Consider the following 21,753-nt stretch of genomic DNA (forward strand, 5'->3'; position numbering starts at 1 on the left):
GGCCGACGGTTGACCGAGTATCTCGTCGGCTTCCTGCAGCAATACGGCTACGCGCTCGTCTTCGTCTCGATCTTTCTCGAGTCGACGGGCCTGCCCTTTCCCGGTGAGAGCATCCTCATCGCCGCCGGCATCATGGCCGGCCACGGCCAGCTCGACGTCCACCTGATCTTCCTGTCATCCTGGATCGCGGGAACGCTCGGCGACAATTGCGGCTACTATCTCGGCCACCGCTTCGGCCAGCGCTTCATCCTGCGATACGGACGGAAGCTCGGCATCACACCCGCGAAGTATGCCTATGTGGAGCGCGAATTCCGGCGTTGGGGTCCGCCGATCGTCCTTGTCGCGCGCTTCATCCTCATCCTGCGCCAGCTGTGCGGCGTCGCCGCCGGCACGCTTCGCTTCCCGTGGTGGCGCTTTCTCTTCTTCAACGCGGTGGGCGCGGCGCTCTGGTCCGGCGCCTACACCTATGGAGCCTACTTTTTCGGCAACCAGGTCGATCGTGTACTACACGGAAGCCCTTGGGCCTATGCCGCGCTCGCCGCGGTCTTCATCGGACTGACCCTCGCGACCGTCCTGCGCTTCCGTCGTGGGCTGAAGAACCTGCCCGACGATCCGAACTCAGCTTTTCCCGAGGAAGGCCGAGAAGGCGGCCCGCGCCTCGGGTGAGCGCAGCCGCTCGGCGAAGTGCCGCGCTTCCTCCGCCATGCGCTCGCGCAAGTCGGTTGGATCGGGCCGCAGAAGCGCGCGCGTGATGCGCAAAGCCTCGGGAGGCTTGGCGGCGAGAGCCGTTGCGTTCTGAAGCGAGGTGACCTCGGCATCGTCGACCACCTGCGTGACAAGCCCGCTCCGCGCGGCGCGCGCGGCATCGAACGTCTCTCCCATGGCGAGGAGAGCATAGGCTTCCCGCTCGCCCATAACGCGGGGAGCCAGAAGGCTGGACCCGGCTTCCGGCACGAGGCCGAGGTCCGTGAAGGGCGTGCGGAAGATCGAGCGCGGCGTTGCGAGAACCCGGTCGCAGTGGAGAAGCAGTGTCGTCCCGATGCCGATCGCCAGGCCGTCGACCGCCGCCACGAGGGGCTTCGCAAGCGACACGACGGCATCCAGGAAGGCGAGGACCTCATCCAGCGCCCCGGTCGCGCCGAACCGCATGAAATCCGCGATGTCGTTGCCCGACGAGAAGGCGCCCGGCACGCCCGCGAAGCGCACGCAGCGTATCGCGTCGTCCGTGTCGGCGCGCCGGAGGAGATCCGCCATCGCGCCGTACATCGCGCGATCGATGGCGTTCTTCTTGTCGGGCCTCTCGAGGCGGATCGTCAGCACCGCTCCCTGCCGGGCCGCCGCGACATGCTCGCTTCGAACCTCGTCCATCAGTTGAGCGCCTCGCGGGCGCCCGTAAGGCTGGCCGCGCCAAACAGGACCTGACGCCGCAGACCCTCGACCTCCGGCAGAACGTTGTCGGCCATGAAGCGGGCAAGGACGGCGCGCGTGTCGGTTGCGCTGTCGGCCAGCGCGCCCTTGGCGAGGTAGCAGGCGCCGGCCGTCAACGCGAACTGGCGCTGATACGCGGTCGCTGCGCACAAGGCCTCGGAAAGCGCGCCGCCGCGCACGAGTTCGAGCAGATGATCGGTCGTCTCACGCAGGCCGCCAAGCGCTTCGCGAAGGCGCGCAGCCGTTTCGCCGAAGGCCTCACGGTTCGCAGCGGCGGTACGCTCCGCGATCGCATCGAGTTCGTCGAGATAAGCGCGCACGGTTTCGCCGTCGGACAGCGAAAGCTTGCGAGACACCAGATCGATCGCCTGGATGCCATTCGTGCCCTCGTAGATCGGTGCGATCCGCGCGTCGCGCAGCAGCCGGGCCGCGCCCGTCTCCTCGACATAGCCCATACCGCCATGAACCTGGATTCCGAGCGAGGCGACCTCGACGCCGATATCGGTCGGAAAGGATTTGGCAAGGGGCGTCATAAGATTGGCACGCTCCGCCCACCAGCGCTTGTTCTCCTCTTCTTCCGCGCGGTCGAGCGCATGGGCGCAATTGTGGACGATGGCACGCGCGGCACCCACCAGAGCCTTCATACGCAGAAGCGTCAGCGCAATGTCGGGATGTTCGATGATCGGCACCTGGGCCACGGAGGTCGGCTCGGCCCGGTCCTTGGCGAGCAGCGTCGAGCGGCCCTGGCGGCGCTCGCGGGCATAGTCCAGTGCCTTCTGGAATGCGGCCTCGGCGACACCCAGCCCCTGGACACCGACATACAGGCGAGCCGAGTTCATCATCGTGAACATGCAGGCGAGCCCGCGATTTTCCTCGCCGACGAGCCAGCCGATCGCTCCGGCCTCGCCGGTCTCCCCCTTCCCGTCACCGTAGATCATGGTGCAGGTAGGCGAGGCGTGGATTCCCAGCTTGTGCTCGATCGCATGGCAGACGACGTCGTTGCGCGCACCCGGCGTCCCGTCGTCGCGAGCCAGGAACTTAGGCACGAGGAAGAGCGAGATGCCCTTCACCCCGGCTGGCGCGTCCGGCAGCCGGGCCAGGACGAGGTGCACGATATTGTCGGTAAGGTCGTGCTCGCCGAAGGTGATGTAGATTTTCTGCCCGAAGATCCGATACGTGCCGTCGTCACGCCTCTCGGCGCGCGTGCGCAGGTCCGACAGATCGGATCCCGCCTGCGGCTCCGTCAGGTTCATGGTTCCCATCCACTCGCCGCTCACGAGCTTGGCGAGGTAGGTGTCCTTCAGCTGGTCCGAACCGTGGGTGGCGATGGCATCCACCGCGCCGATCGTCAGCGTCTGGCCGATGCCGAAAGCCATGGAAGCCCCGTTCCACATCTCGCAGACGGCGGCGGAAAGGGCGGTCGGCAGGCCCTGCCCTCCGAAGTCCAGCGGTCCGGTCAGGGCGTTCCAGCCATTCTCGCGCCAGCGCGTGTAGAGATCGCGCCAGCCGGCCGGCATCGTCACGGAACCCTGCGAGAAGCGAGCGCCGGTTTTCTCGCCGGAAAACGAGAGTGGCGCAATCTCACCCTCGGCAAAGCGGGCGGCCTCCTCCAGGATCGCGTCGAGAAGATCACGTGTCAGGTCACCGGTCCGGCCCTCGTCGATGGCGCGGCCGAGATCGGCGACATGGAGCAGCGAATGCGTGATGTCGGCTACCGGCGCTCGGTACATGGACACGTCCTCCCGATGTCATTCAAGGCGTCAGGAGGTAGAGGATTTTGACGTAAACGTCAAAGTCAGTCGCTTTACTCGGTGGCTTCGCGGCGCCTCTCGCCGCCCGCTTCGTGCTGCGACGACAGGGGCGATACGTCGCCCGGATCGAATGCGTCGACCACGAGGACGCGCCGCACCGCCTCGTCGCGCCGCTGGAGCTTCTCGAGGTCGGCTTCGTCGATCGTACCGGTCGCCTTTGCGGTCTCCAGATCACCGCCGTGCTGCCGAAGCCGGCGCGCGATATCGGCGGTGTCCGCCACGAGATTCAGAGCCTCCTCCAGAAGGGCGACCGGATGGTCCGGCCTGCCCGCGCCGAGATAAAGGCCGGGCAGGATGCGGTCGCGCTGCGACGACGGCTCCAGCAGGATGACGGCGACCTCTCGAACGAGATCGTCGGACGGCGCACGCATCGGAACGCCCAGCGGAAAGGTGACGACGCGCGCCAGCATCGCCGCCCAGCGCGACGGCAGGTTGCTGATCGTGCCGTTGAAAGCGTGGCCGATCCGGTTGAAGCCGCGCTGCATGACGTATTCGATCAGCGGGCGGTCGGCCTCAGGTCGCCCATCCTTCTCGAAGCGCCGCAGCGTCGCGCCCAGGAGATAGAGTTCGGATAGGATGTCGCCCATGCGCGCGGAGATCAGTTCCCGTCGCTTCAGGGTGCCGCCCATCGTCAGCAGGCAGAGGTCGGTCAGGAAGGCGAAGGCCGCGCAGAAGCGCGACATCTGGCGCCAATGGCTGGAAAAGGCCGCTCCTTCCGGCCTCGGGGCCGCAAGCCCACCGGTCCAACCCGTCAGCAGCGTCATCAGGCCGACGCCGAGCGCGTGCCCAACATGCGGCCAGAAGGCGCGGTCGAACTCGTCGAGGCCGCGCTGCTCGTCGGGATCGGCCAGGGCGCGCATCTCGCGCAGCATGTAGGGATGGGCGCGAATGACGCCTTGCCCGAAGATCATCAGGTTTCGCGTGAGGATATTCGCGCCTTCGACGGTGATGCCGATCGGAATTGCGCGGTAATGGGCCGCGATCGGATTGGACGGTCCGTCGATCACCGCCTTTCCCCCAAGCACGTCCATCGCAAGGTTGACCGACGAGCGCATGCGCTCGGTCGCGTTGCTCTTCATGATGGCGGAGATGACGGAGGGCCGATGCTCGTCGTCCAACGCCGCGACGGTCAGGCGGCGCGCGGCGTCGATCTGGTAGGCGTTGGCGGCCAGCTCCGCGAGAGCCTCCTGAATACCCTCGAAGCTGCCGATCGGGATGCCGAACTGCGTTCGCACCCGCGCATAGGCACCCGTCAACCGTGCGGAGTAGGCTGCGGCAGCAGCCGCCTGAGAGGGGAGCGATATGCCGCGTCCCGACGCCAGGGCCGTCATCAGCATGGACCAGCCGTCACCGATCCGCTCCGGACCGCCGAGCACCCATTCCAAGGGAACAAAGACGTCCTCGCCCTCGACCGGGCCGTTCTGAAAGTAGGTGAACTGCGCGATGTGGCGCGCGCCGCGTTTGACGCCCGGCGTCGCCATGGGAACCAGCGCGACCGTGATCCCCCGTTCGGTCTCGCCGCCGAGAAGCTGATCGGGATCGATCAGCTTGAAGGCGAGACCCATGACGGTCGCGACAGGCGCGAGCGTGATGTAGCGTTTGGAGAAGGTTAGCCGGATGCCGAGTGTCCGCTGCCCTTCATGCTCGCCCCAGGCGACCGTACCGCGATCCGTCATGGAACCCGCGTCCGATCCCGCCTCTAGCGAGGTAAGCGCGAAGCAGGGGATCTCGCGTCCGTCGGCCAGACGGGGCAACCAGTGCTGGCGCTGCTCGTCGGTGCCGAAATGAAGCATCAGCTCGCCGGGACCGAGCGAGTTCGGCACCATGACGGTCACGCCCGCTGCGACGCTCGCCGATGAGATCTTGCGAACCACTTCGGAATGGGCGGTGTGCGAGAAGCCAAGGCCGCCGTAAGCCTTCGGAATCACCATGCCGAAGAAGCGGTGCGCCTTGAGGAACGCCCAAACCTCCGGCGACAGGTCACGGTCCGACCAGTTCAGCTTCCAGTCGTCGATCTGGCGGCAGAGCTCCTCGACGGGTCCGTCGAGAAACGCGCGCTCCTCGTCGGTCAGCGTCGATTCGGGCATGGCCAGAAGCTTGGCCCAGTCGGGCTGACCGCTGAAGAGCTCGCCGTCCCACCAGACGGTGCCCGCCTCGATCGCCTTGGCCTCGGTCGCCGATATGGCGGGCAATGCCGTCTTGGCCCATCGGAAGATCGGCCGCGTCAGACGGTCCCTTCGAAACGACATGGTCGGCACTCCCAGACGGCGGCAATCCATAACCTAACGTGGTCGCGCGCCCTTCCCAGCCAAAGGCTTCGTGATCGCTCCGCCCGCTACACGCTGGCGGCGATGTCGCGACGGAAGAAGCCGTTCGGCCAATCGATTCGCGCCGCCAGATCGTAGGCGCGCCCGGCAGCGGCCTGGATCGTCGGTGCGACGCCCGTTGCCGCAAGGACCCGTCCGCCGACTGCCACGAGCCGGTCGCCGTCCTGGCGCGTTCCGGCGTGGAAGAGGATCGTATCGGGCAGCCCGACCGGCAACGCTGCGATCGCCGTGCCGCTCTCGAAACCGGCGGGATAACCGCGCGAGACGAGCACGACCGTGACCGCGGCCTCATCCTTCCACCGCACGTCGATTCCCTCGAGCGAGCCGTCCGCCGCAGCCTGAAGAATCGGCAGGATGTCGCTTTCCAGCCGGGGCATGAGGACCTGGCATTCCGGATCGCCGAAGCGAACGTTGTATTCGACGAGCTTCGGGCCGTCGGGCGTCAGCATCAGCCCTGCGTAGAGGACGCCCGCGAAGGGCGCGCCGAGTTCCCGCATGCCCGCCAGCGTCGGCCGGACGATCTCCCGCATGACGCGATCGAGCAGCGCGTCGTCCATCAGCGGCGAGGGCGAGAACGCGCCCATGCCGCCCGTATTGGGTCCCTTGTCGCCGTCGAAGGCTCGCTTGTGGTCCTGTGCCGTGCCGAAGGGGATCGCCCGCTCGCCATCGCAGAGGCAGAAGAGCGAGACCTCGGGACCCGTCATGCATTCCTCGATGACGACCTCGGCGCAAGGGCCATCGGCAAAGCAAGCGTCGACAGCCGCGATGGCTTCCTCGACGTCCACGGCGACCGTCACGCCCTTGCCGGCCGCCAGGCCGTCCGCCTTGACGACGATCGGAGCGCCTTCGGCCCGCACGTATTCGCACGCGGCAGCGGCATCCGTGAAGCGACGGTAGCGCGCGGTCGGAATGGACTGGCGGGTGCACAGGTCCTTCGTGAAGCCCTTCGAGCCCTCCAGACGCGCGGCGGCGGCAGACGGTCCGAATACGGGGATGCCTTCCGCCCGCAACGCGTCGGCGAGCCCTGCCACCAGCGGAACCTCGGGTCCGACGACCACGAGACCGATTCCTGCGGACCGGCAGAAGTCGATGACGGCGGCATGGTCTGCCGCGGCGAGCGGGACGAGTTCGGCGTGCTGCGCGATGCCTGGATTCCCGGGCGCGGCATAGAGGCGGCCGAGTTCCGGCGATTGCGCGAGCTTCCAGGCCAGCGCATGCTCGCGCCCGCCCGAGCCGATCAAGAGGACATCGGTCGCCATGGATACTCCCGCAGACAATCGCCGGCCGCACGAGGGCCACCAGCGGCTTTGTGGGATGGCGCTGCGTCGGTCAAGTCCGGCCGCAAGCGCTATACGACTTGACGGCGTGCGCCCACCGCGCTCAACCAGCGCGATGCCGCGCCCCGACCCCTCGTCCTGGACCGCAACGGACCGCGTTGCGGACGCTCCGTCCGACAACTGGACCTATCGCGTGCTGCCGCGCACGCTCTGGCCGTTCGCCCAGCTGGCGCGCTGGGACCGCCCGATCGGGTGGCAGCTCCTTCTTTGGCCTTGTCTATGGTCGGCTGCGCTCGCCCCGCAATGGGCCGCGCCCTCGGCCGTGCACACGGGCCTGCCCGACATATGGCATATGGCGCTCTTCGTGATCGGCTCGATCGCGATGCGCGGGGCGGGCTGCACCTACAACGATCTCGTTGACCGCGACATCGACGACAAGGTGGCGCGCACGCGCTCGCGGCCCCTGCCCTCCGGGCGCGTCACGCCATTGCAGGCGAAGCTCTTCCTCGTCCTTCAGGCGCTGGTCGGCTTCCTCGTCCTGATCCAGTTCAACCTGTTCGCGGTGATGCTCGGCATCGCCTCGCTCGCGGTCGTTGCGCTCTACCCGTTCCTGAAGCGAGTCACCGACTGGCCTCAGGTCGGGCTTGGCTTCGCCTTCTCATGGGGCGCGCTCATGGGTTGGGCAGGCTATTGGGGCACGCTGGATGCGGCGCCGCTCTTTCTTTACGCAGGGTCCGTTGCGTGGACGGTCGGCTACGACACGATCTATGCACATCAGGACCGGGAGGACGACGCCCTGGTCGGGGTTCGCTCCACGGCCCGTCTGTTCGGCGCCCATACGCGGCGCGCCCTCGTCATCCTCTATGGGCTGACGCTTGCCTTCTTTCTTGCCGCCTTCGTCGCGACCGGCACGGGCTCGACCGGACCGGCGTGGCCCGCCTATGCCGCTCTTGCGTTGGGCGGATGTCAGATGGCCTGGCAGATCCGCCGGCTCGATATCGAGAATGGCGAGGAATGCCTGAAACTCTTCAAGTCGAACTCGCTGTTCGGTTGGATCATCTTCCTCGGCCTCTTGTTCTCCGGCCTTTGGACCCTGTCCTTCCCGGTCTGATACGAATCAGTTCCGGGCGATGATCTCCTCGCCGGAGACGACGAGGCGCATGCCGAGTCCGCCCGGCTTGCGGCGCGCCAGGAAGCGCGGGCGCCGGCCGCGATGGCTGTTGCCACGCCGACGGCTGGACGTTCCGGAGCGAAGCTGTCCGAAGCTTTCCTCGAGCGCGGTGACCGAACCATCGGCTTCGACCATCAGCATCGGCAGGCCGAACAGTTCGGCCCACCCGCGCCAGTCGGCGGCGACATCGTAGAGATCGCTGGCGACGAGAAGCGGGACCGAGAGCTTCGAGTTCTCGTGATGCAGTTCGAGGGTCACGGTCACGCGTCCCTCGCCATCCTCCATGGCGCGGGCGGCGACACCCCGGAAGGCGCGCGGCGAAAGCGCGACCGCGACCGGGATGCCGCTCTGTTCCAGCTTCCGGCGCACGACCGCGCCGCGCCGGTCGACGCGATAGGAGACGACCTCGCCCCCATCCACCATCTCCAGCGTCTGCTTGCGGTCGACCAGCGCCGGGTCGAGGCGGATGGGGTCGTTCGCCCATTCGGGCTTGACGGCCTGGGGGTGAGTGAGGACGGTCATGGCGGTTCCTCTTCTGCCTTCCTGTTCGCCGTGGCTCATGGCCCGGCTTGGGGCCGATGTGTCCCGGCCTTCGATACTGGAAGACTAGTCGCGTCGTATTGCCCGCCGCCTAAGGAACGCAGTTAAGGTGTTGTGACCTCCAACAGGGTTTTCGATCCGTAACTTCGAACAAAACTTTAAAGAAGCTTGCCTGGGTTCATGATCCCGTAAGGGTCGAACACCGCCTTGATGCCGCGCATCAGCGCCATCTCGACAACCGGCTTCGTCTCGGCCAACTCGACGCGCTTCAGCTGCCCGATGCCGTGCTCGGCGGCGAAGCTTCCGTTCATGTCGGCGACGATGGCGTGGACGAGGCGGTTGATCTCGTGCCACCGCCCGAGAAAGGCCTTCGTGTCGGCGCCGACCGGCTGCGAGATGTTGTAGTGGATGTTGCCGTCGCCGAGATGTCCGAAAGAGACGATGCGCGCGTCGGGAATCGCCTCGAGCACCGCGCGGTCCGCCCGTCGCAGGAACTCGGGAACGAGGGCGACCGGCACCGACACGTCGTGCTTGATCGATCCGCCCTCGGGCTTCTGCGCCCAGCTCATCTCCTCGCGCATGCGCCAGAACATCCGCGCGTCGCCCAGGGACTGGGCGATCGCCGCGTCCCCGATCTCTTCGGCCTCGAAGGCTCCCTCGAGTATATGCTCCATCACCCCTCGCGCATCCTCCGCGGAGCGGGCCGAGGAAATCTCTAGCAGGACGTACCAGGCGTGGGCGCCCGACAGCGGATCGCGCGCCCCTTGCGTATGGCGCACGGTGAACTCGATCCCGATCCTCGGCATGATCTCGAAGGCGGTCAGCTGCGACCCGGCAACGGCCTCGGCTCGCCGCAGAAGCTCGATCGCCTGGTCCGGCGAGGCGAGACCGACATAGGCGACCTCGCGGGCCGCGGGCTTCGGGAAAAGCTTCAAGACCGCGCCGGTGATGATTCCAAGCGTTCCCTCCGCTCCTATCAGAAGGTCTCGGATGTCGTAGCCGCGATTATCCTTCTTCAGTCTTCGAAGACCATGGAAGACCTCGCCGCTCGGCAAGACGGCCTCGATGCCGAGACACAGGTCGCGACTGTTGCCGTAGGCCAGAACGCCTGTCCCGCCGGCATTCGAGGAAAGGTTGCCGCCGATTTGGCAGGAGCCCTCCGACCCGAGCGACAGCGGGAAAAAGAGGTTCGCCGCGTCGGCCGCCTCCTGAACGCGCTGCAGGACGACGCCTGCGTCCACCGTCATCGTCCGGCCCACCGGATCGACGTCGCGGATCCGGTTCATCAGCGACAGGGAGAGGACGATCTCCTGTTCGGACCGGGGCACCTGACCGCCGACCAGTCCGGTATTCCCGCCCTGAGGCACGACGGGCGTTCGTGTCTCGCTCGCAAGTCTCAGGATGTCGGACACTTCCTGGACCGTGCTTGGCCGCAGCACGAGCCGGCTGCGGCCCTCGTAGAGGTCGCGCTGTTCGCGAAGATAGGGCGCGATCGCCTCCGCCTCGGTCAGCGCCCGGCCGGGCGGCAGAAGCGCGGAGAAGCGGCTGCGAAGATCGTCGGAGAGTGGTGCGGAAGCGATCGTATCCATGCCGCGACGTTAGGCCGGAACCACCGCCGGGTCGAGATCAGCGGGCCGCCGCGGCCCGTTTCAGACGGTCGTTGATGGCGACGCCTAGACCTTCGCGGGGGATGGGTGCCACCGCGATGCGCGGGAAATCCGGTCCGTCGAAGCGGCTGAGCGCTGCAAAGAGGTGAGCGGCAGCCTCGCGTAGATCGCCACGCGGGCTGAGATTGGTGGCGGCCGCCGCATCGGTGATCTCGGCCGGGTCCGGACCGAAGCCGATCCAGCATTCACCGGACAGTGGGCGCTCGGCATCGAGGCGCACGGTGCCGTGCGGCGCGTAATGCGAGGACAGCTGCCCCGGCGCGCTGAGGGCCGAACCCTCCTTCCGTTCGCCGACGGCGCGGCCGAGGACCTCCGAGAGGTCCGCCGCGACGACCGGACCGGGGCGCAGGAGAACGGGCCCGTCGGCGTCGAAGCCAACGATGGTCGACTCGAGACCGTGGGCTGTCGGACCCCCGTCGAGCACGAGGGCGATCCGCCCGTCCAGCGTTCGCAGCACGTGCTCCGCCGTCGTCGGACTGACGCGGCCCGACCGATTGGCGCTGGGCGCCGCAATCGGGCGATCCATGCGCCCGGCGATCTCGGGCAGAGGACCGCGCGGCATGCGAAGGGCAACGGTCGGCAGCCCCGCCACGACGAGAGGATGGAGGCCGGCGCCAGCACGCACGGGCAGAACGAGGGTGAGCGGTCCCGGCCAGAAGCGCTCGGCAAGAATCAGGGCCTCCGGGGAGAAGACCGCAAGGCGCTGCGCCATGGCGAGGCTGGCGACGTGGCAGATGAGCGGATTGAAGCTCGGACGCCCCTTCGCATCGAAGATGCCCGCGACGGCTCGGCCGTTGGTCGCATCGCCGCAAAGGCCGTAGACCGTCTCGGTCGGCACGGCGACGAGATCGCCCGCAGCCAGGACCCGAACGGCTTCGTCGAGGGCTTGGGGATCGTCGAGTGCGAGGCGGTGCGTGGTCTGGTTCACCGACCTTCCTTAGGACGGCGAAGGCCTGGACGAAAGCCTCGCGAAAGGAAGCGATCGGACGATCGACACGAGATCGCCAAGGGTGGCGAGCGGTCAGCGCGTCGTACTGAAAGCCTTCGTGATGCGCCGATCGATCGGCGCGAGATGCGCGACGACCGTCCAGTCGCCGCGCACCAGATCCGAGCGACGCTCGAGCTTTTCCGTCGATTCGTCCGCCTTGCCCTCGATCCGCTCCGCCGCCGCCCGCATGATCTCGGCGATGCGCGAGCGCAGGCTGATACCGGTGGGCTTGGAAAGCTCGCCCGCTTGCGGTGCAGATGCACGGGTCTCGGGATAGCCGACGATCGATCGGACGACGCGCATCTCGTCGCGCATCCGCGCGAGGCTGCCCGGGAAGGTCGAAGCGACCGGGCCCGGAGCCGGATCCGTCTTTAAGCCTTGGGTCAGAGCAGACAGCAGAGGTGCCGCGCCCTGTTCCTGACGTGTCGCCTCGTTGAGGAGTTGCAGCGGATCGACCGGGGCGCGCCGGGAGGGACCGTACGCGGCGGCCAACGTATCGGCGACCGGCTTGTCCACGTCGGAGGCGGTGGCACCCGGCGTCGTGAGTTCCGCGACGTCCTGCCCGACATCGGCGACCGCCGCCTTCGTGTCCCGCCCGACCTGCGCGATCCGGCTGCCGGGATCGACGACCATCGGATCGGAGCCGACCAGACCATCGAAGGGCCAAGCCTTCTGCAGTTCGGCGACGCTCAGCGACGACACGTTCACGTCGATGTCGTTGCGCGCGCCCGCCACCCGGTAGGGGCACTTGCGGGCGTTGCAGTTATGCATGGAGGAGAACTGCCAGAGCGCGTACCGGTCCCAGTTCCCTTGCGGGAACACACCCTTCAGGTCGTCACGATAGCGGGCGTACCAGAGCTGCAGACGCGAGAGCAGCGGGTAGGTCTCGCGGTTCTGCGCGACGTAGGCCGCCGTGTTGCCGTTGGTGTAGAGCATCGGATAGCGGCCGATGCGGATATAGACCTGCCGGGCGAAGGTTTCGGCATCCGCCAGCGACATCCAATCGGACGTGTTGTCCTCGATGTCGAGGGCGATCAGATCGTCGGGCTCGGGCTGGGCGAAGTCGACGAAGTGGTCGGCCTGCTCGCGCGGATTTCCCGGACGGCCAAGATGGTAGGCCCCCCACTTGAGGCCGAGCGTCTTGGCCATCTCGCGGCGCGTCAGATAGAGCTCCTGCGTGACCGTGTACTTCCACCAGCGATTCTTGCAGAGCTTCTCGTCGTCGCCCTGCAGGCCCTTGCAGGACCAGTCCGGCGCGAGTCCGTCCGAAGCCTTGTTGATGAAGCCGGCGATCCGCTTGTCGCCGGTCATCTCCTTCCAGTTGATCGGATTGAACTCGTAGGCGTCGACGACGAGCGCACGCTCCGTGTCCTGCCACGGCCTGTCCCATTCCGCCTTGGCCGGCGCGGCACCGACCAGCGTCGCCGTTGCGCCAAGCACGCAGAACCATCGCAGGGCCGCCGCGGTCACGGCGCTCATCTTCGGCATTCGGATTGTCCCCTCGTCGCCGACACCCCGGCGCGTCTCGCGCGCAGGAGCAGCGGTGATTTGTCGACACGGCCCGAGCGGGCCGCCCCTCCAACTGTCCAAGTCATGAGCGGAGCCGTCTTTCGCTCAGCTCGCCGTTCGCCGCCTCTGTCGTTCACTAATCCGGCGGGTTCCGGGCACTGACGATCACGAATTGTTACAATGTCGTCCGTGCTGGTCCATTAGATCTGCGAAGCCTTGCTTCTGGCTCAACCCGGAACCGTTTGGTCGGCTCAACGAATCACGAAATCGGCACCGCTTGCGTCGGCCGTGCGGGCTCGAACCGCCGCAGCCACCGCATGGCCGGCCGCTCGAACGCCGTGTGGAGCAGCCAGGACAGAACTAAAGCCAACCCTACAACGGCCGCCGAGAAGAGAACGAGGAACGGGAGCGATGCATCCCATTCCTGGCGGCGCGCGATCTGGGCGACGGCCCGGATCGCGAAGAAATGAACGAGGTACAGCGCGTAGGAAATGTCGCCGGCCCGCTCGATGACCGGCCTCCACTGGCCGAAGGAGACGGGACCACAGACCGCCGCCCCGACGAGAAGCATCGCCGGCACGCCCCATTGAAGCCAGCGCCACGGGACATCCAGCGCAGGACAGGTGGCCAGCACGGCGAAGGCCGCGCCGACCATCAGGACACGGGTCCACGGCGACAGAACGAGCCCGCCGCGCACGAGGGCATGGAGCACAATACCGCCGAGAAACTCCAGAACGATCGGGTCTGACCAGAACCGGAGCGCGGTGCCTTGCACAGCGAGGAGTGGATGAAGCGCGACGAGAAGGACGAGCGCCCCCGCCGTCGCCGCGAGCGCGACCGACCTCCGCCATGCGATGAAAAGCGCGAAGACGACGTAGAAGGCCATCTCGTAGTTCAGGGTCCAGCCGACATCGAGAAGCGGCACCGGAAAGCCATCCGGATTGAGCGTCGGCACGAACAGGAACGAGGCGGCGATTTGCCAGGGCGTCGTCTGCTCGAGGACAGGCGACCGGATCGCGACCATAAGCGCGAGCAGCGCGAGCGTGATCAGCCAGTAGAGCGGCACGATCCGCGCAAGGCGCCGCCACAGGAACAGCTTCCACGCCCCCGGTCGCCCGAACAGCCGATCGGACGCATGCGCCATGACGAAGCCCGACACGACGAAGAAGACGTCGACGCCCGCGACCAGCGGAAAGGGGCTGAGCGGAAGATCCGGGATCGGGATGCGCAGGAGTTCGATCTCGAGCGCGATCTTGATATGCGCCGCGACCACCATGAGGGCGGCCACCGCCCGCAGTCCCTGGATCGCGGGAATGCGGACGGGAACGGTCTTGCTCAAGCGTGCGGCGCCCTAGCCCGAGATGCGCGAGAAATCCGCGAGCTTGTCGGTCGCGGTGCGGATGCGAGCGAGGAGTGCCAGCCGGTTGGCTCGGACATCTTCATCCGGCGCATTAACAAGAACCCGCTCGAAGAAGAGGTCGGCCGGCTCGCGCAGCCGGGCGAGCGAGGCGGTTGCCGTCGCATAATCTTCCGCCGCCAGGGCCTGCCGCAGTTCGGCTTCCGCCCGGTCGATCGCCTGTGCGAGCGCTCGTTCGGCATCGTCCTCGAAGGTCGCCGGGTTCACCGCATCCGCGACCCGCGTACCCTTCTTCTCCTCGGCCGCCAAAATGTTGGCCGCGCGCCGGTAGGCGGACAGGAGGTTCGCTCCATCCGGACTGTCGAGCAGGCGACCGAGTTCGGCGACGCGTCGCGAGACATCGAGAAGGTCGTCGCGCCGCGCGCCCTCGCCGCTTCCCGCGAGAACCGCATCGACGAGGTCGTGCCGCGCACCGGCCTCGCGAAGCTGGACCTTCAGACGATCATGCAGGAACGCGAGCAGATCGCCCGTCGTCAGGAAGCGATCGAACGGCAGCCGCAGTTCGTTGTCGAGAACGATGCGGATGACGCCGAGCGCGGCACGCCGCAGAGCGTAGGGGTCCTTCGACCCGGTCGGCTTCTCGTCGATCGCCCAGAAGCCGAGCAGCGTATCGAGCTTGTCGGCGAGCGCGACGGCGATTGCCACCGGATCGCTCGGCACCCGGTCGCCCGGTCCCTGCGGCTTGTAGTGGTCCTCGATCGCGGCCTGAACGGAGCCCGCTTCTCCCTGCAAAGCCGCGTAGCGACGCCCCATGAAACCCTGAAGCTCGGGGAACTCGCCCACGGCCTCGGTCGTGAGATCGGCTTTTGCGAGGACGGCAGCGCGCGCCGCCGCTTCCGGGTCGGCCCCGACCATTGGCGCGAGGGCCGCCGCCAGATCGCGGATGCGCGCGACGCGCTGTCCCTGCGTGCCCAGCTTGGCATGGAAGGTCACGCCCAGGGCGTCGAGCTTGGCCATACGCTGGTCGAGTGGCTTGGCGAGATCGAGCTTAAAGCGCGAGGCCGCGTCCGAGAGGCTCGCCAGATCGGGCAGCGCGGCCTGATCCGTGTGCCAGAAGTAGAGCGCGTCAGAGAGGCGAGCCCGCACGACCTTTCCGTTACCGCGTGCGATCTCGGCGCCGCCATCGGCCGCCTCGATGTTGGACACGAGAACGAAGCGGTTGCTAAGCCCTTCCGCGCCCGAGCGCCGGCAGACAAAGCACTTCTGGTTCGTGCGGATCGTCAGCTGGATCATCTCGGCCGGGATCGCGAGGAAGCTTTCCTCGAATTCTCCCATCAGCACGACCGGCCATTCGACGAGGCCCGACACCTCCTCCAGCAGCCCCTCGTCCGGAACGATCTCGAGGCCCTGCGCGAAGGCGAGGTGCTCGGCATCCGTGCGAATGATGTCCTTGCGGCGGTCGGCGTCGAGCACGACCTTGGCCGCCTCGAGCTTGCGAACGTAGTCGTCGAAGCGGCGCACCGAAAACTCCTCGGGCGCATGGAAACGGTGGCCGACGGTGCGGTCTCCGGACCGGATGCCGCTCACCTCGAAGTCCACGACGACCGCCTCGCCGTTCTCGGGGCCGAAGACGCAGAGAATGGATTGAAGCGGTCGGACCCAGCGCAACGATCCGGGCTCGCGCGAGGCGACGCCCCAGCGCATGGACTTGGGCCAAGGGAAGTCCTGGATCGTGCGCGGAACGATTTCGGCGATGATCTCTTCGGCCGATCGGCCGGGACGCTCGACGACCGCGACGAAGAACTCGCCCTTCTTGCCGTCGCTGCGACGTTCGGCCTGATCGATGCTGGAAAGGCCCGCGCCGCGCAGGAAGCCTTCGATGGCTTTTTCCGGCGCATCCGTACGCGGCCCCTTGCGCTCCTCGCGCACGTCCTTCGAACGGGCGTCGACGCCACGAATGTCGAGTGTCAGCCGGCGAGGCGTCCAGTATTCCCGGGCACCCTCGTAGGTCAGACCCGCCTCGACCATCGCGTCGGTGACCATGCGGCGCAGATCGCCGGCGGCCTTGCGCTGCATGCGGGCGGGGATTTCCTCCGAACGGAGTTCAAGCAGAAGATCGGGCATGGGGCGGTCTGGTCCGGGCGGGTCGGCAATCGACCCGCCTCACACCATGCCGCCCCGCCGATTGCAAGCGAGCGAGGCGCCAGCGGCTCAGAGCTGGCCGCTGAACGTGTCGCACTGGGCCATGTCGCCGCTCGTCATGCCGCGACGGAACCAGTTCACCCGCTGAGCGGACGTGCCGTGCGTGAAGCTGTCGGGAACCACGGTTCCCTGACTCTGGCGCTGGAGCGTGTCGTCACCGATGCGGCTGGCCGCGTTCAGCGCTTCCTCGACGTCGCCGTTCTCGACGTATCCGGCCTGCTGGGTGTCGTGAGCCCAGATGCCGGCGTAGCAGTCGGCCTGAAGTTCGGTGCGCACCGAAATGGCATTGGCATCGGCTTCGGATGCCTGCTGGCGCTGCTGCGTCATCCGCTCCAGCGTACCCTCAAGGTTCTGGACGTGGTGCCCGACCTCGTGGGCGATCACATAGGCCTGAGCGAAATCGCCCGGCGCCTGAAGGTCTTCGCGCAGCTGATCGAAGAAGCGGGTGTCGAGATAGAGCTTCTGATCCAACGGACAATAGAATGGTCCGGTCGCCGCCGAGGCATTGCCGCAGCCCGACGAGACCTGCCCCGTGAAGAGCACGAGCGTCGGATCCTTGTAGGTCTGACCCATCTGCTGGAAACGCTTGCCCCAGACCGTTTCGGTGTCGCCGAGCACGACGGCCACGAAATTGTCGGTGTCATCGGCGGTGCCGTTGACGCCGGGTCCGTTGTTGGACGCGGTGCGCGTCGTGGTCTGCTGCGATCCGTCGTCCAATCCGATTACCGAAAGCGGATTGATGCCGAATCCGATCCAAAGGATCGCCAGGATGATGATGAGGCCGATGCCGCCCCCGCCACCCGCGCGGATCGGGATGCGCAAGCCTCCGCCCCCGCGACCCAGACCACCTCCCAGACCACCGCTTCCGCGCTGGTCCTCGATATTGGAACTCTCGCGTCGACCGCGCCACTCCATGCCTATCTCCTGGCCGCTTCACATCCCTGCGAGCGACAGATAGGCGCAGCGACCCCGGTGGGAATGAAGTAATCGACGCGAACGGTTTTTAGCGGTCAGGCCGCCCTCCTCGCGCCGCCTGCCTCGGTGCGCAGGAACGCCTCGCCGCAGCTCTTCGCCAGCGTGCGGACGCGAAGGATGAAGCTCTGCCGCTCGGTCACAGAGATCACGCCACGCGCGTCGAGAAGATTGAAGGCGTGGCTGGCCTTGATGGCCTGATCATAGGCCGGCAGCACGCAGCGATGAAGGTTCTCGCCGTCGGCACCCGCTTCCAGCAGCGCCCGGCATTCCCGCTCCGCGTCCTCGAAGTGGCGAAGGAGCATGGCCGTGTCGGCATGCTCGAAATTGTAGCGGGAGTATTCCTGCTCGGCCTGCAGGAACACGTCGCCGTAGGTCACCTTCTCGTCGCCCTCGCGACCATTGAAGTTGAGGTCGTAGACGTTGTCGACGTTCTGGACGTACATGGCGAGGCGCTCCAGCCCGTAGGTGAGCTCGCCCGCGACCGGCGCGCACTCGATGCCGCACACCTGCTGGAAGTAGGTGAACTGCGACACTTCCATGCCGTCGCACCAGCACTCCCATCCGAGACCCCAAGCGCCGAGGGTCGGCGACTCCCAGTCGTCCTCGACGAAGCGGATGTCGTGCAGCCCCATGTCTATGCCGATCGCCTTCAGCGAGCCGAGATAAAGCTCCTGCAGGTTGGGCGGGTTCGGCTTCAGGATGACCTGGTACTGGTAGTAGTGCTGGAGCCGGTTCGGGTTCTCGCCGTAGCGGCCATCCTTGGGCCGGCGCGAGGGCTGGACGTAGGCCGCGTTCCAGCTTTTCGGGCCCAGCGCGCGTAGCGTGGTCGCCGGATGGAACGTGCCGGCGCCGACCTCCATGTCGTAGGGCTGCAGCACGACGCAGCCGTAGTCGGCCCAGTAGCGGTGCAGCGCGAGAATGAGCCCCTGGAAGGAGCGCTCGGGCCGCATGTGGGGCGGAAGGTCGGACATGGAGAAACGCCTCGGATCGCGCGCGGATGGCGCGGTTTCCCGGCGAGTTGCCACGCGGCCTGCCGAGGGGTCAAGCCTTGGGCCGGGCGTAGCCGGATCAGTCCGGGCGAAGCCGGTAGACGCCGTCCGTGTCGCGTACGAGCGTGCCCTGCGCGCCGGTGCGCAGTTCCGCCTCCGAGCGACGATTGCGCTCGACGACGCGGGTCGTCGAGCGCTGCAGCTGCTGGTAGCCGTAATAGGCCGCGGCTCCGACGAGGCCGAAAAGGATCAGGGGCATGAGGTCCGCCATGGGTCACACGCGCCGACTATGCAACCCGAGCGAGGCGAAGTGAAGGCCACTCAAAGCCCGTAGCGTGCCCAGAGCGCCCGCTCCTCCGCCGCCTCGATGAGCCCGACGCCGAGGCGCGCGGCATCGAAGCCGATTTGAACGCCGGGCGCGGCGGCTCGCAGCGACAGGAGCCCGCGCTTCTGCTGGACGAGGCCGAGCGTCGCCTTGTCGCCGTAGCGCTCCCGGACGACCGTGCGAAGGTCGCCGAGGCGGTCCACCAAACCGAGTTCCAGCCCCCGCACGCCCGACCAGAACAGGCCGGTGAAGAGGTTCGGATCGTCGGCGAGCTTCGTCCCGCGCCGCGCCTTGACGAGGTCGATGAACGTCGCATGAACGTCGAGTTGCAGCGCCTTGAGATGCTCGACGTCCTCCGGACGCTCGGGGCGGAAGGGATCGAGCGTCGCCTTGTTCTGCCCCGCCGTATGCACCCGGCGCTCGATGCCGAGCTTTCCGATCAGATCCACGAAGCCGAAGCCGCCCGAAACGACACCGATCGAACCGACAACTGTGGACGGATCGGCGACGATCTCGTCACCGGCACAGGCGATCATGTAGCCGCCGGACGCTGCGAGATCCTCGCAGCCGACGATGACGTGCTTGTTCTTCTCGGCGGCGAGGTCGCGGATGCGCTGGTAGATCAGCCGTGCCTGGACGGGCGAGCCGCCTGGCGAATTCACGCTGATGGCGACCGCCGCAGCCTCTTTCTGCGCGAAGGCTCGCTCGAGAAGTGGGGCGACGGCGGCAAGGGACAGGGTCGGCCGCAGCGGTCCGCCGCTCGCCATGATGGCGCCGTTGAGGCGCACGAGCGGCACCACGACATCCTGCGACCGGAATCGCTTGGGTAGAAAGCGGCGGAGAGTGGAGGCCACGGAGCTGGGTTGCCTTGCTTGGGAAGAACGGGTCCCGCGCATGTAGGCATGGTGATCGCCAGCGCCAAACTCGAACGCCTATGGCACCAGGCGAACGGGCAGACCCTCTCCTGCCGATAGTCGCCGCCGCGCCTCCTCGTCGAGCCTGAACGACGGGAGGATGCGCAGCGGCGCGCGAGAGCCGCGAACCGCCGTCAGGAGAATGCGATGAGCCGGTTTGTCGCCCGTATGGATCGGCAGCACGGCCACCGAGCCGAGACGATTCTCCGCGGCCGAGAAGAGCGTCGGCAGGTTCTCGGGTCGCCCCACCGCTATGAGATATCCGCCATGGCGAAGGAAGGTCGCGGCGACGGCCACCCAGCGCGCCAGAAAATCCGGGGCGGGCATGGTGAGAGCGGCCGCGCGTACCGGATCGGGCGAGACGCGGCCTTCTGTCGGATGGAAGGGCGGGTTCGTCAGCACCCAGTCGAACGCGCCGTCATGCAGGCCCGCCGCCTCGCGCAGCGAGCGGGTCGCCAGAAGATCCACCTCGGCCACGCCGAGCCGCATGCGCAGCGGGTCAGACGTTTCCTCGATCGAGCGACGCAGGAGCTGCGTCAGCGATGGCTCTCGTTCGGCGAGGACGACGCGCAGTCGAGGCGCTCTCGTGGCCGCGACGAATCCAACGGCTCCGGTTCCCGCGCCCATATCGACCGCCGCCCCGGTCGCCATCTCCGGCAAGGCCGCCGCGACAAGCAGCGCGTCATGTCCGGCCCGCAGAGCGCCGCCGCGAGGCTGCCATAGGCGGAAGCGATCGTTCAGAAACGCGTCGTGCGTGAACTCGCTCGTCTCATCGCTCATCGGTGAGTTCGTGTCCGAGTTCGGCGTCCCGCACGAGCCGCCGGGCGCGTTCGATCTCCTCGCCGTCCACCAGAAGGCGGCGAGGCAGGACGCCGATCGAGCCATCCAGCACGCTCATGTGCGAGTCGGCCAGAAAGTGGCCGATGCCTGCGTCCTTCAGCAGCGACTGCACGAAGGACAGGAGGACGGGGTCGTTCGTGCGGATGAGTTCGAGCATCGACGCGACTTGCCCGCAATCGCCGCTCGGGGCAAGCGGCGCGAGATCGTCGGCCTTCCACTCCCGGAGGCGGACGCCATCTTGCTCCTTGCCGCTGCGAGCGCCGGCAGCTATTGCCCGCGCAACGAACGGAGAAGTCCATTGAGCCTCGCAAGCCCGGTTGGCCGCGCCTCGCCCACCGCCTCGATCGACCCCATCGTGGCCGTGACGCGCGACGACATGCAGCGCGTCAACCAGCTGATCCTCTCGATGGCGGGTTCGAACGTCGAACTCATCCCCGAGATCGCCGAGCACCTCATCGGCTCGGGGGGCAAGCGCCTGCGCCCGATGCTGACGATCGCCTCCGCGCTCGCCTTCGGCTACCGGGGCGATGGCCACATCAAGCTGGCCGCCAGCGTCGAGTTCCTGCACACCGCGACGCTCCTGCACGACGACGTCGTGGACGAGAGCAACCTTCGCCGCGGCAGAAAGACCGCCCGGACGATCTGGGGCAACCAGGCGAGCGTTCTCGTCGGCGACTATCTCCTCGGTCAGGCGTTCAAGATGATGGTGGAGGTCGGCTCCATGCGGGCGCTCGCCATTCTGTCGAACGCGTCCGCGGTCATCGCTGAAGGCGAGGTCTGGCAACTCTCGGCAGCCAAGAGCCTCGCAACGACCGAAGAGGACTACGCCGCCGTGATCGGCGCCAAGACGGCCGCGCTGTTTGCCGCAGCGGCCGAGGTCGGGCCGGTGATCGCGGGCGCGGACGATGCGGCGCACGTCGCCATGCGGGATTATGGCCTGCATCTCGGGCTCGCCTTCCAGCTCGTCGACGATGTCCTCGACTATGGCGGCTCGGCCGGAGATCTCGGCAAGAACGTCGGCGACGACTTCCGAGAGGGCAAGATCACCCTGCCCGTCATCCTCGCGCACGGATCGGCCAACGAGAGCGAGCGCGCCTTCTGGCGCGAGGCGCTGGAGAACGGCCGGAACGACGACGGAGCGCTGGAGCGGGCGCGCCTGCTCCTCGAACGCCACGGAGCGCTGGAAGCGACGCGCGAGCGGGCGCGTCAGCATGGCGCACGGGCGCTCGATGCCGTTCGCAAGCTTCCCGCAGGCGATAGTCGCGATGCTCTCGCAGCCGTCGTCGATTTCTGCATCGACCGCATCAGCTGACGCACGGCGGATCGGTCGCAAAATAAACATTCTGCGGCAGCAAACGGGCACATCGCGGTCTTGGCGTGCGCCGGGCACCACCGTTAGATGGCGCGTTCGCAGCGCGGCATCGCCTAGCCGT

Annotated in this window: 19 protein-coding genes; 3 read left to right on the forward strand and 16 right to left on the reverse strand. The window is 67.3% G+C overall.

The window, feature by feature from the left end:
• The first annotated feature begins 9 nt into the window (after positions 1-9).
• Entirely contained in the window at positions 10-666 is a 657-nt protein-coding gene (locus AUL35_RS01510) for a DedA family protein (protein ID WP_062011286.1), read from the forward strand.
• On the opposite strand, the gene AUL35_RS01515 is transcribed toward AUL35_RS01510, so the two are convergent.
• The 4 genes from AUL35_RS01515 to purD all read right to left on the reverse strand — a co-directional run bounded on the left by AUL35_RS01515 (position 619) and on the right by purD (position 6,825).
• Positions 619-1,368, reverse strand: a complete 750-nt coding sequence (locus tag AUL35_RS01515) for a crotonase/enoyl-CoA hydratase family protein (RefSeq protein WP_062011288.1) — start codon at positions 1,366-1,368, stop codon at positions 619-621. The two genes, AUL35_RS01510 and AUL35_RS01515, sit on opposite strands and share 48 nt — an antisense overlap.
• A complete protein-coding gene (locus tag AUL35_RS01520) occupies positions 1,368-3,158 on the reverse strand; it encodes an acyl-CoA dehydrogenase (RefSeq protein ID WP_062011290.1) in 1,791 nt (596 codons plus the stop codon). Before AUL35_RS01520 ends, AUL35_RS01515 begins: the two co-directional genes overlap by 1 nt.
• 74 nt (positions 3,159-3,232) lie before the next feature.
• Positions 3,233-5,488 carry an acyl-CoA dehydrogenase gene (locus AUL35_RS01525; RefSeq protein ID WP_082666019.1) on the reverse strand — a complete coding sequence of 752 codons (2,256 nt, stop codon included), beginning with the start codon at positions 5,486-5,488 and terminating at the stop codon, positions 3,233-3,235.
• An 86-nt stretch (positions 5,489-5,574) separates the two neighbouring features.
• Positions 5,575-6,825 (reverse strand): phosphoribosylamine--glycine ligase, encoded by a 1,251-nt coding sequence (purD, locus tag AUL35_RS01530; RefSeq protein ID WP_062011293.1) that lies wholly within the window; start codon positions 6,823-6,825, stop codon positions 5,575-5,577.
• Positions 6,826-6,958: 133 nt separating this feature from the next.
• Between purD and ubiA the strand changes: the two genes are divergently transcribed.
• Positions 6,959-7,954, forward strand: coding sequence for a 4-hydroxybenzoate octaprenyltransferase (gene ubiA, locus AUL35_RS01535; RefSeq protein WP_156417785.1), 996 nt, complete (start codon positions 6,959-6,961; stop codon positions 7,952-7,954).
• A gap of 6 nt (positions 7,955-7,960) precedes the next feature.
• Here ubiA and AUL35_RS01540 read toward each other — a convergent pair whose 3' ends face one another.
• The 12 genes from AUL35_RS01540 to AUL35_RS01595 form a co-directional block, all read right to left on the reverse strand.
• Positions 7,961-8,536, reverse strand: coding sequence for a DUF6101 family protein (locus AUL35_RS01540; RefSeq protein WP_062011297.1), 576 nt, complete (start codon positions 8,534-8,536; stop codon positions 7,961-7,963).
• Between the two features lie 176 nt (positions 8,537-8,712).
• Positions 8,713-10,143, reverse strand: coding sequence for an FAD-binding oxidoreductase (locus AUL35_RS01545; protein WP_062011299.1), 1,431 nt, complete (start codon positions 10,141-10,143; stop codon positions 8,713-8,715).
• Between the two features lie 37 nt (positions 10,144-10,180).
• Positions 10,181-11,149 (reverse strand): L-threonylcarbamoyladenylate synthase, encoded by a 969-nt coding sequence (locus tag AUL35_RS01550; RefSeq protein ID WP_062011301.1) that lies wholly within the window; start codon positions 11,147-11,149, stop codon positions 10,181-10,183.
• 93 nt (positions 11,150-11,242) lie between these two features.
• Complete coding sequence (locus AUL35_RS01555; RefSeq protein ID WP_062011303.1) at positions 11,243-12,697, reverse strand: glycoside hydrolase family 25 protein; 1,455 nt, start codon at positions 12,695-12,697, stop codon at positions 11,243-11,245.
• Positions 12,698-12,977: 280 nt separating this feature from the next.
• Entirely contained in the window at positions 12,978-14,057 is a 1,080-nt protein-coding gene (locus tag AUL35_RS01560) for an acyltransferase (protein WP_062011305.1), read from the reverse strand.
• A 12-nt stretch (positions 14,058-14,069) separates the two neighbouring features.
• Entirely contained in the window at positions 14,070-16,199 is a 2,130-nt protein-coding gene (gene glyS / locus AUL35_RS01565; protein WP_062011307.1) for a glycine--tRNA ligase subunit beta, read from the reverse strand.
• A gap of 87 nt (positions 16,200-16,286) precedes the next feature.
• Positions 16,287-17,192: a neutral zinc metallopeptidase gene (locus AUL35_RS01570; protein ID WP_062011309.1), complete on the reverse strand. Its 906-nt coding sequence runs from the start codon at positions 17,190-17,192 to the stop codon at positions 16,287-16,289.
• 95 nt (positions 17,193-17,287) lie between these two features.
• Entirely contained in the window at positions 17,288-18,223 is a 936-nt protein-coding gene (locus tag AUL35_RS01575; protein WP_062011311.1) for a glycine--tRNA ligase subunit alpha, read from the reverse strand.
• A gap of 97 nt (positions 18,224-18,320) precedes the next feature.
• Complete coding sequence (locus tag AUL35_RS01580; protein WP_062011463.1) at positions 18,321-18,500, reverse strand: hypothetical protein; 180 nt, start codon at positions 18,498-18,500, stop codon at positions 18,321-18,323.
• A 62-nt stretch (positions 18,501-18,562) separates the two neighbouring features.
• Positions 18,563-19,420, reverse strand: coding sequence for a S49 family peptidase (locus AUL35_RS01585; protein WP_082666021.1), 858 nt, complete (start codon positions 19,418-19,420; stop codon positions 18,563-18,565).
• A 78-nt stretch (positions 19,421-19,498) separates the two neighbouring features.
• Positions 19,499-20,260, reverse strand: coding sequence for a tRNA1(Val) (adenine(37)-N6)-methyltransferase (locus AUL35_RS01590; protein ID WP_062011314.1), 762 nt, complete (start codon positions 20,258-20,260; stop codon positions 19,499-19,501).
• Positions 20,250-20,477, reverse strand: coding sequence for a DUF2007 domain-containing protein (locus tag AUL35_RS01595; RefSeq protein WP_062011316.1), 228 nt, complete (start codon positions 20,475-20,477; stop codon positions 20,250-20,252). Before AUL35_RS01595 ends, AUL35_RS01590 begins: the two co-directional genes overlap by 11 nt.
• Positions 20,478-20,618: 141 nt before the next feature.
• Here AUL35_RS01595 and AUL35_RS01600 point away from each other — a divergent pair, with 141 nt between their 5' ends.
• Complete coding sequence (locus AUL35_RS01600) at positions 20,619-21,632, forward strand: polyprenyl synthetase family protein (RefSeq protein WP_062011318.1); 1,014 nt, start codon at positions 20,619-20,621, stop codon at positions 21,630-21,632.
• Positions 21,633-21,753 lie beyond the last annotated feature (121 nt).

Origin of the sequence: Aureimonas sp. AU4 (genome assembly GCF_001463765.1) — a bacterium.
Lineage (GTDB): Bacteria > Pseudomonadota > Alphaproteobacteria > Rhizobiales > Rhizobiaceae > Aureimonas.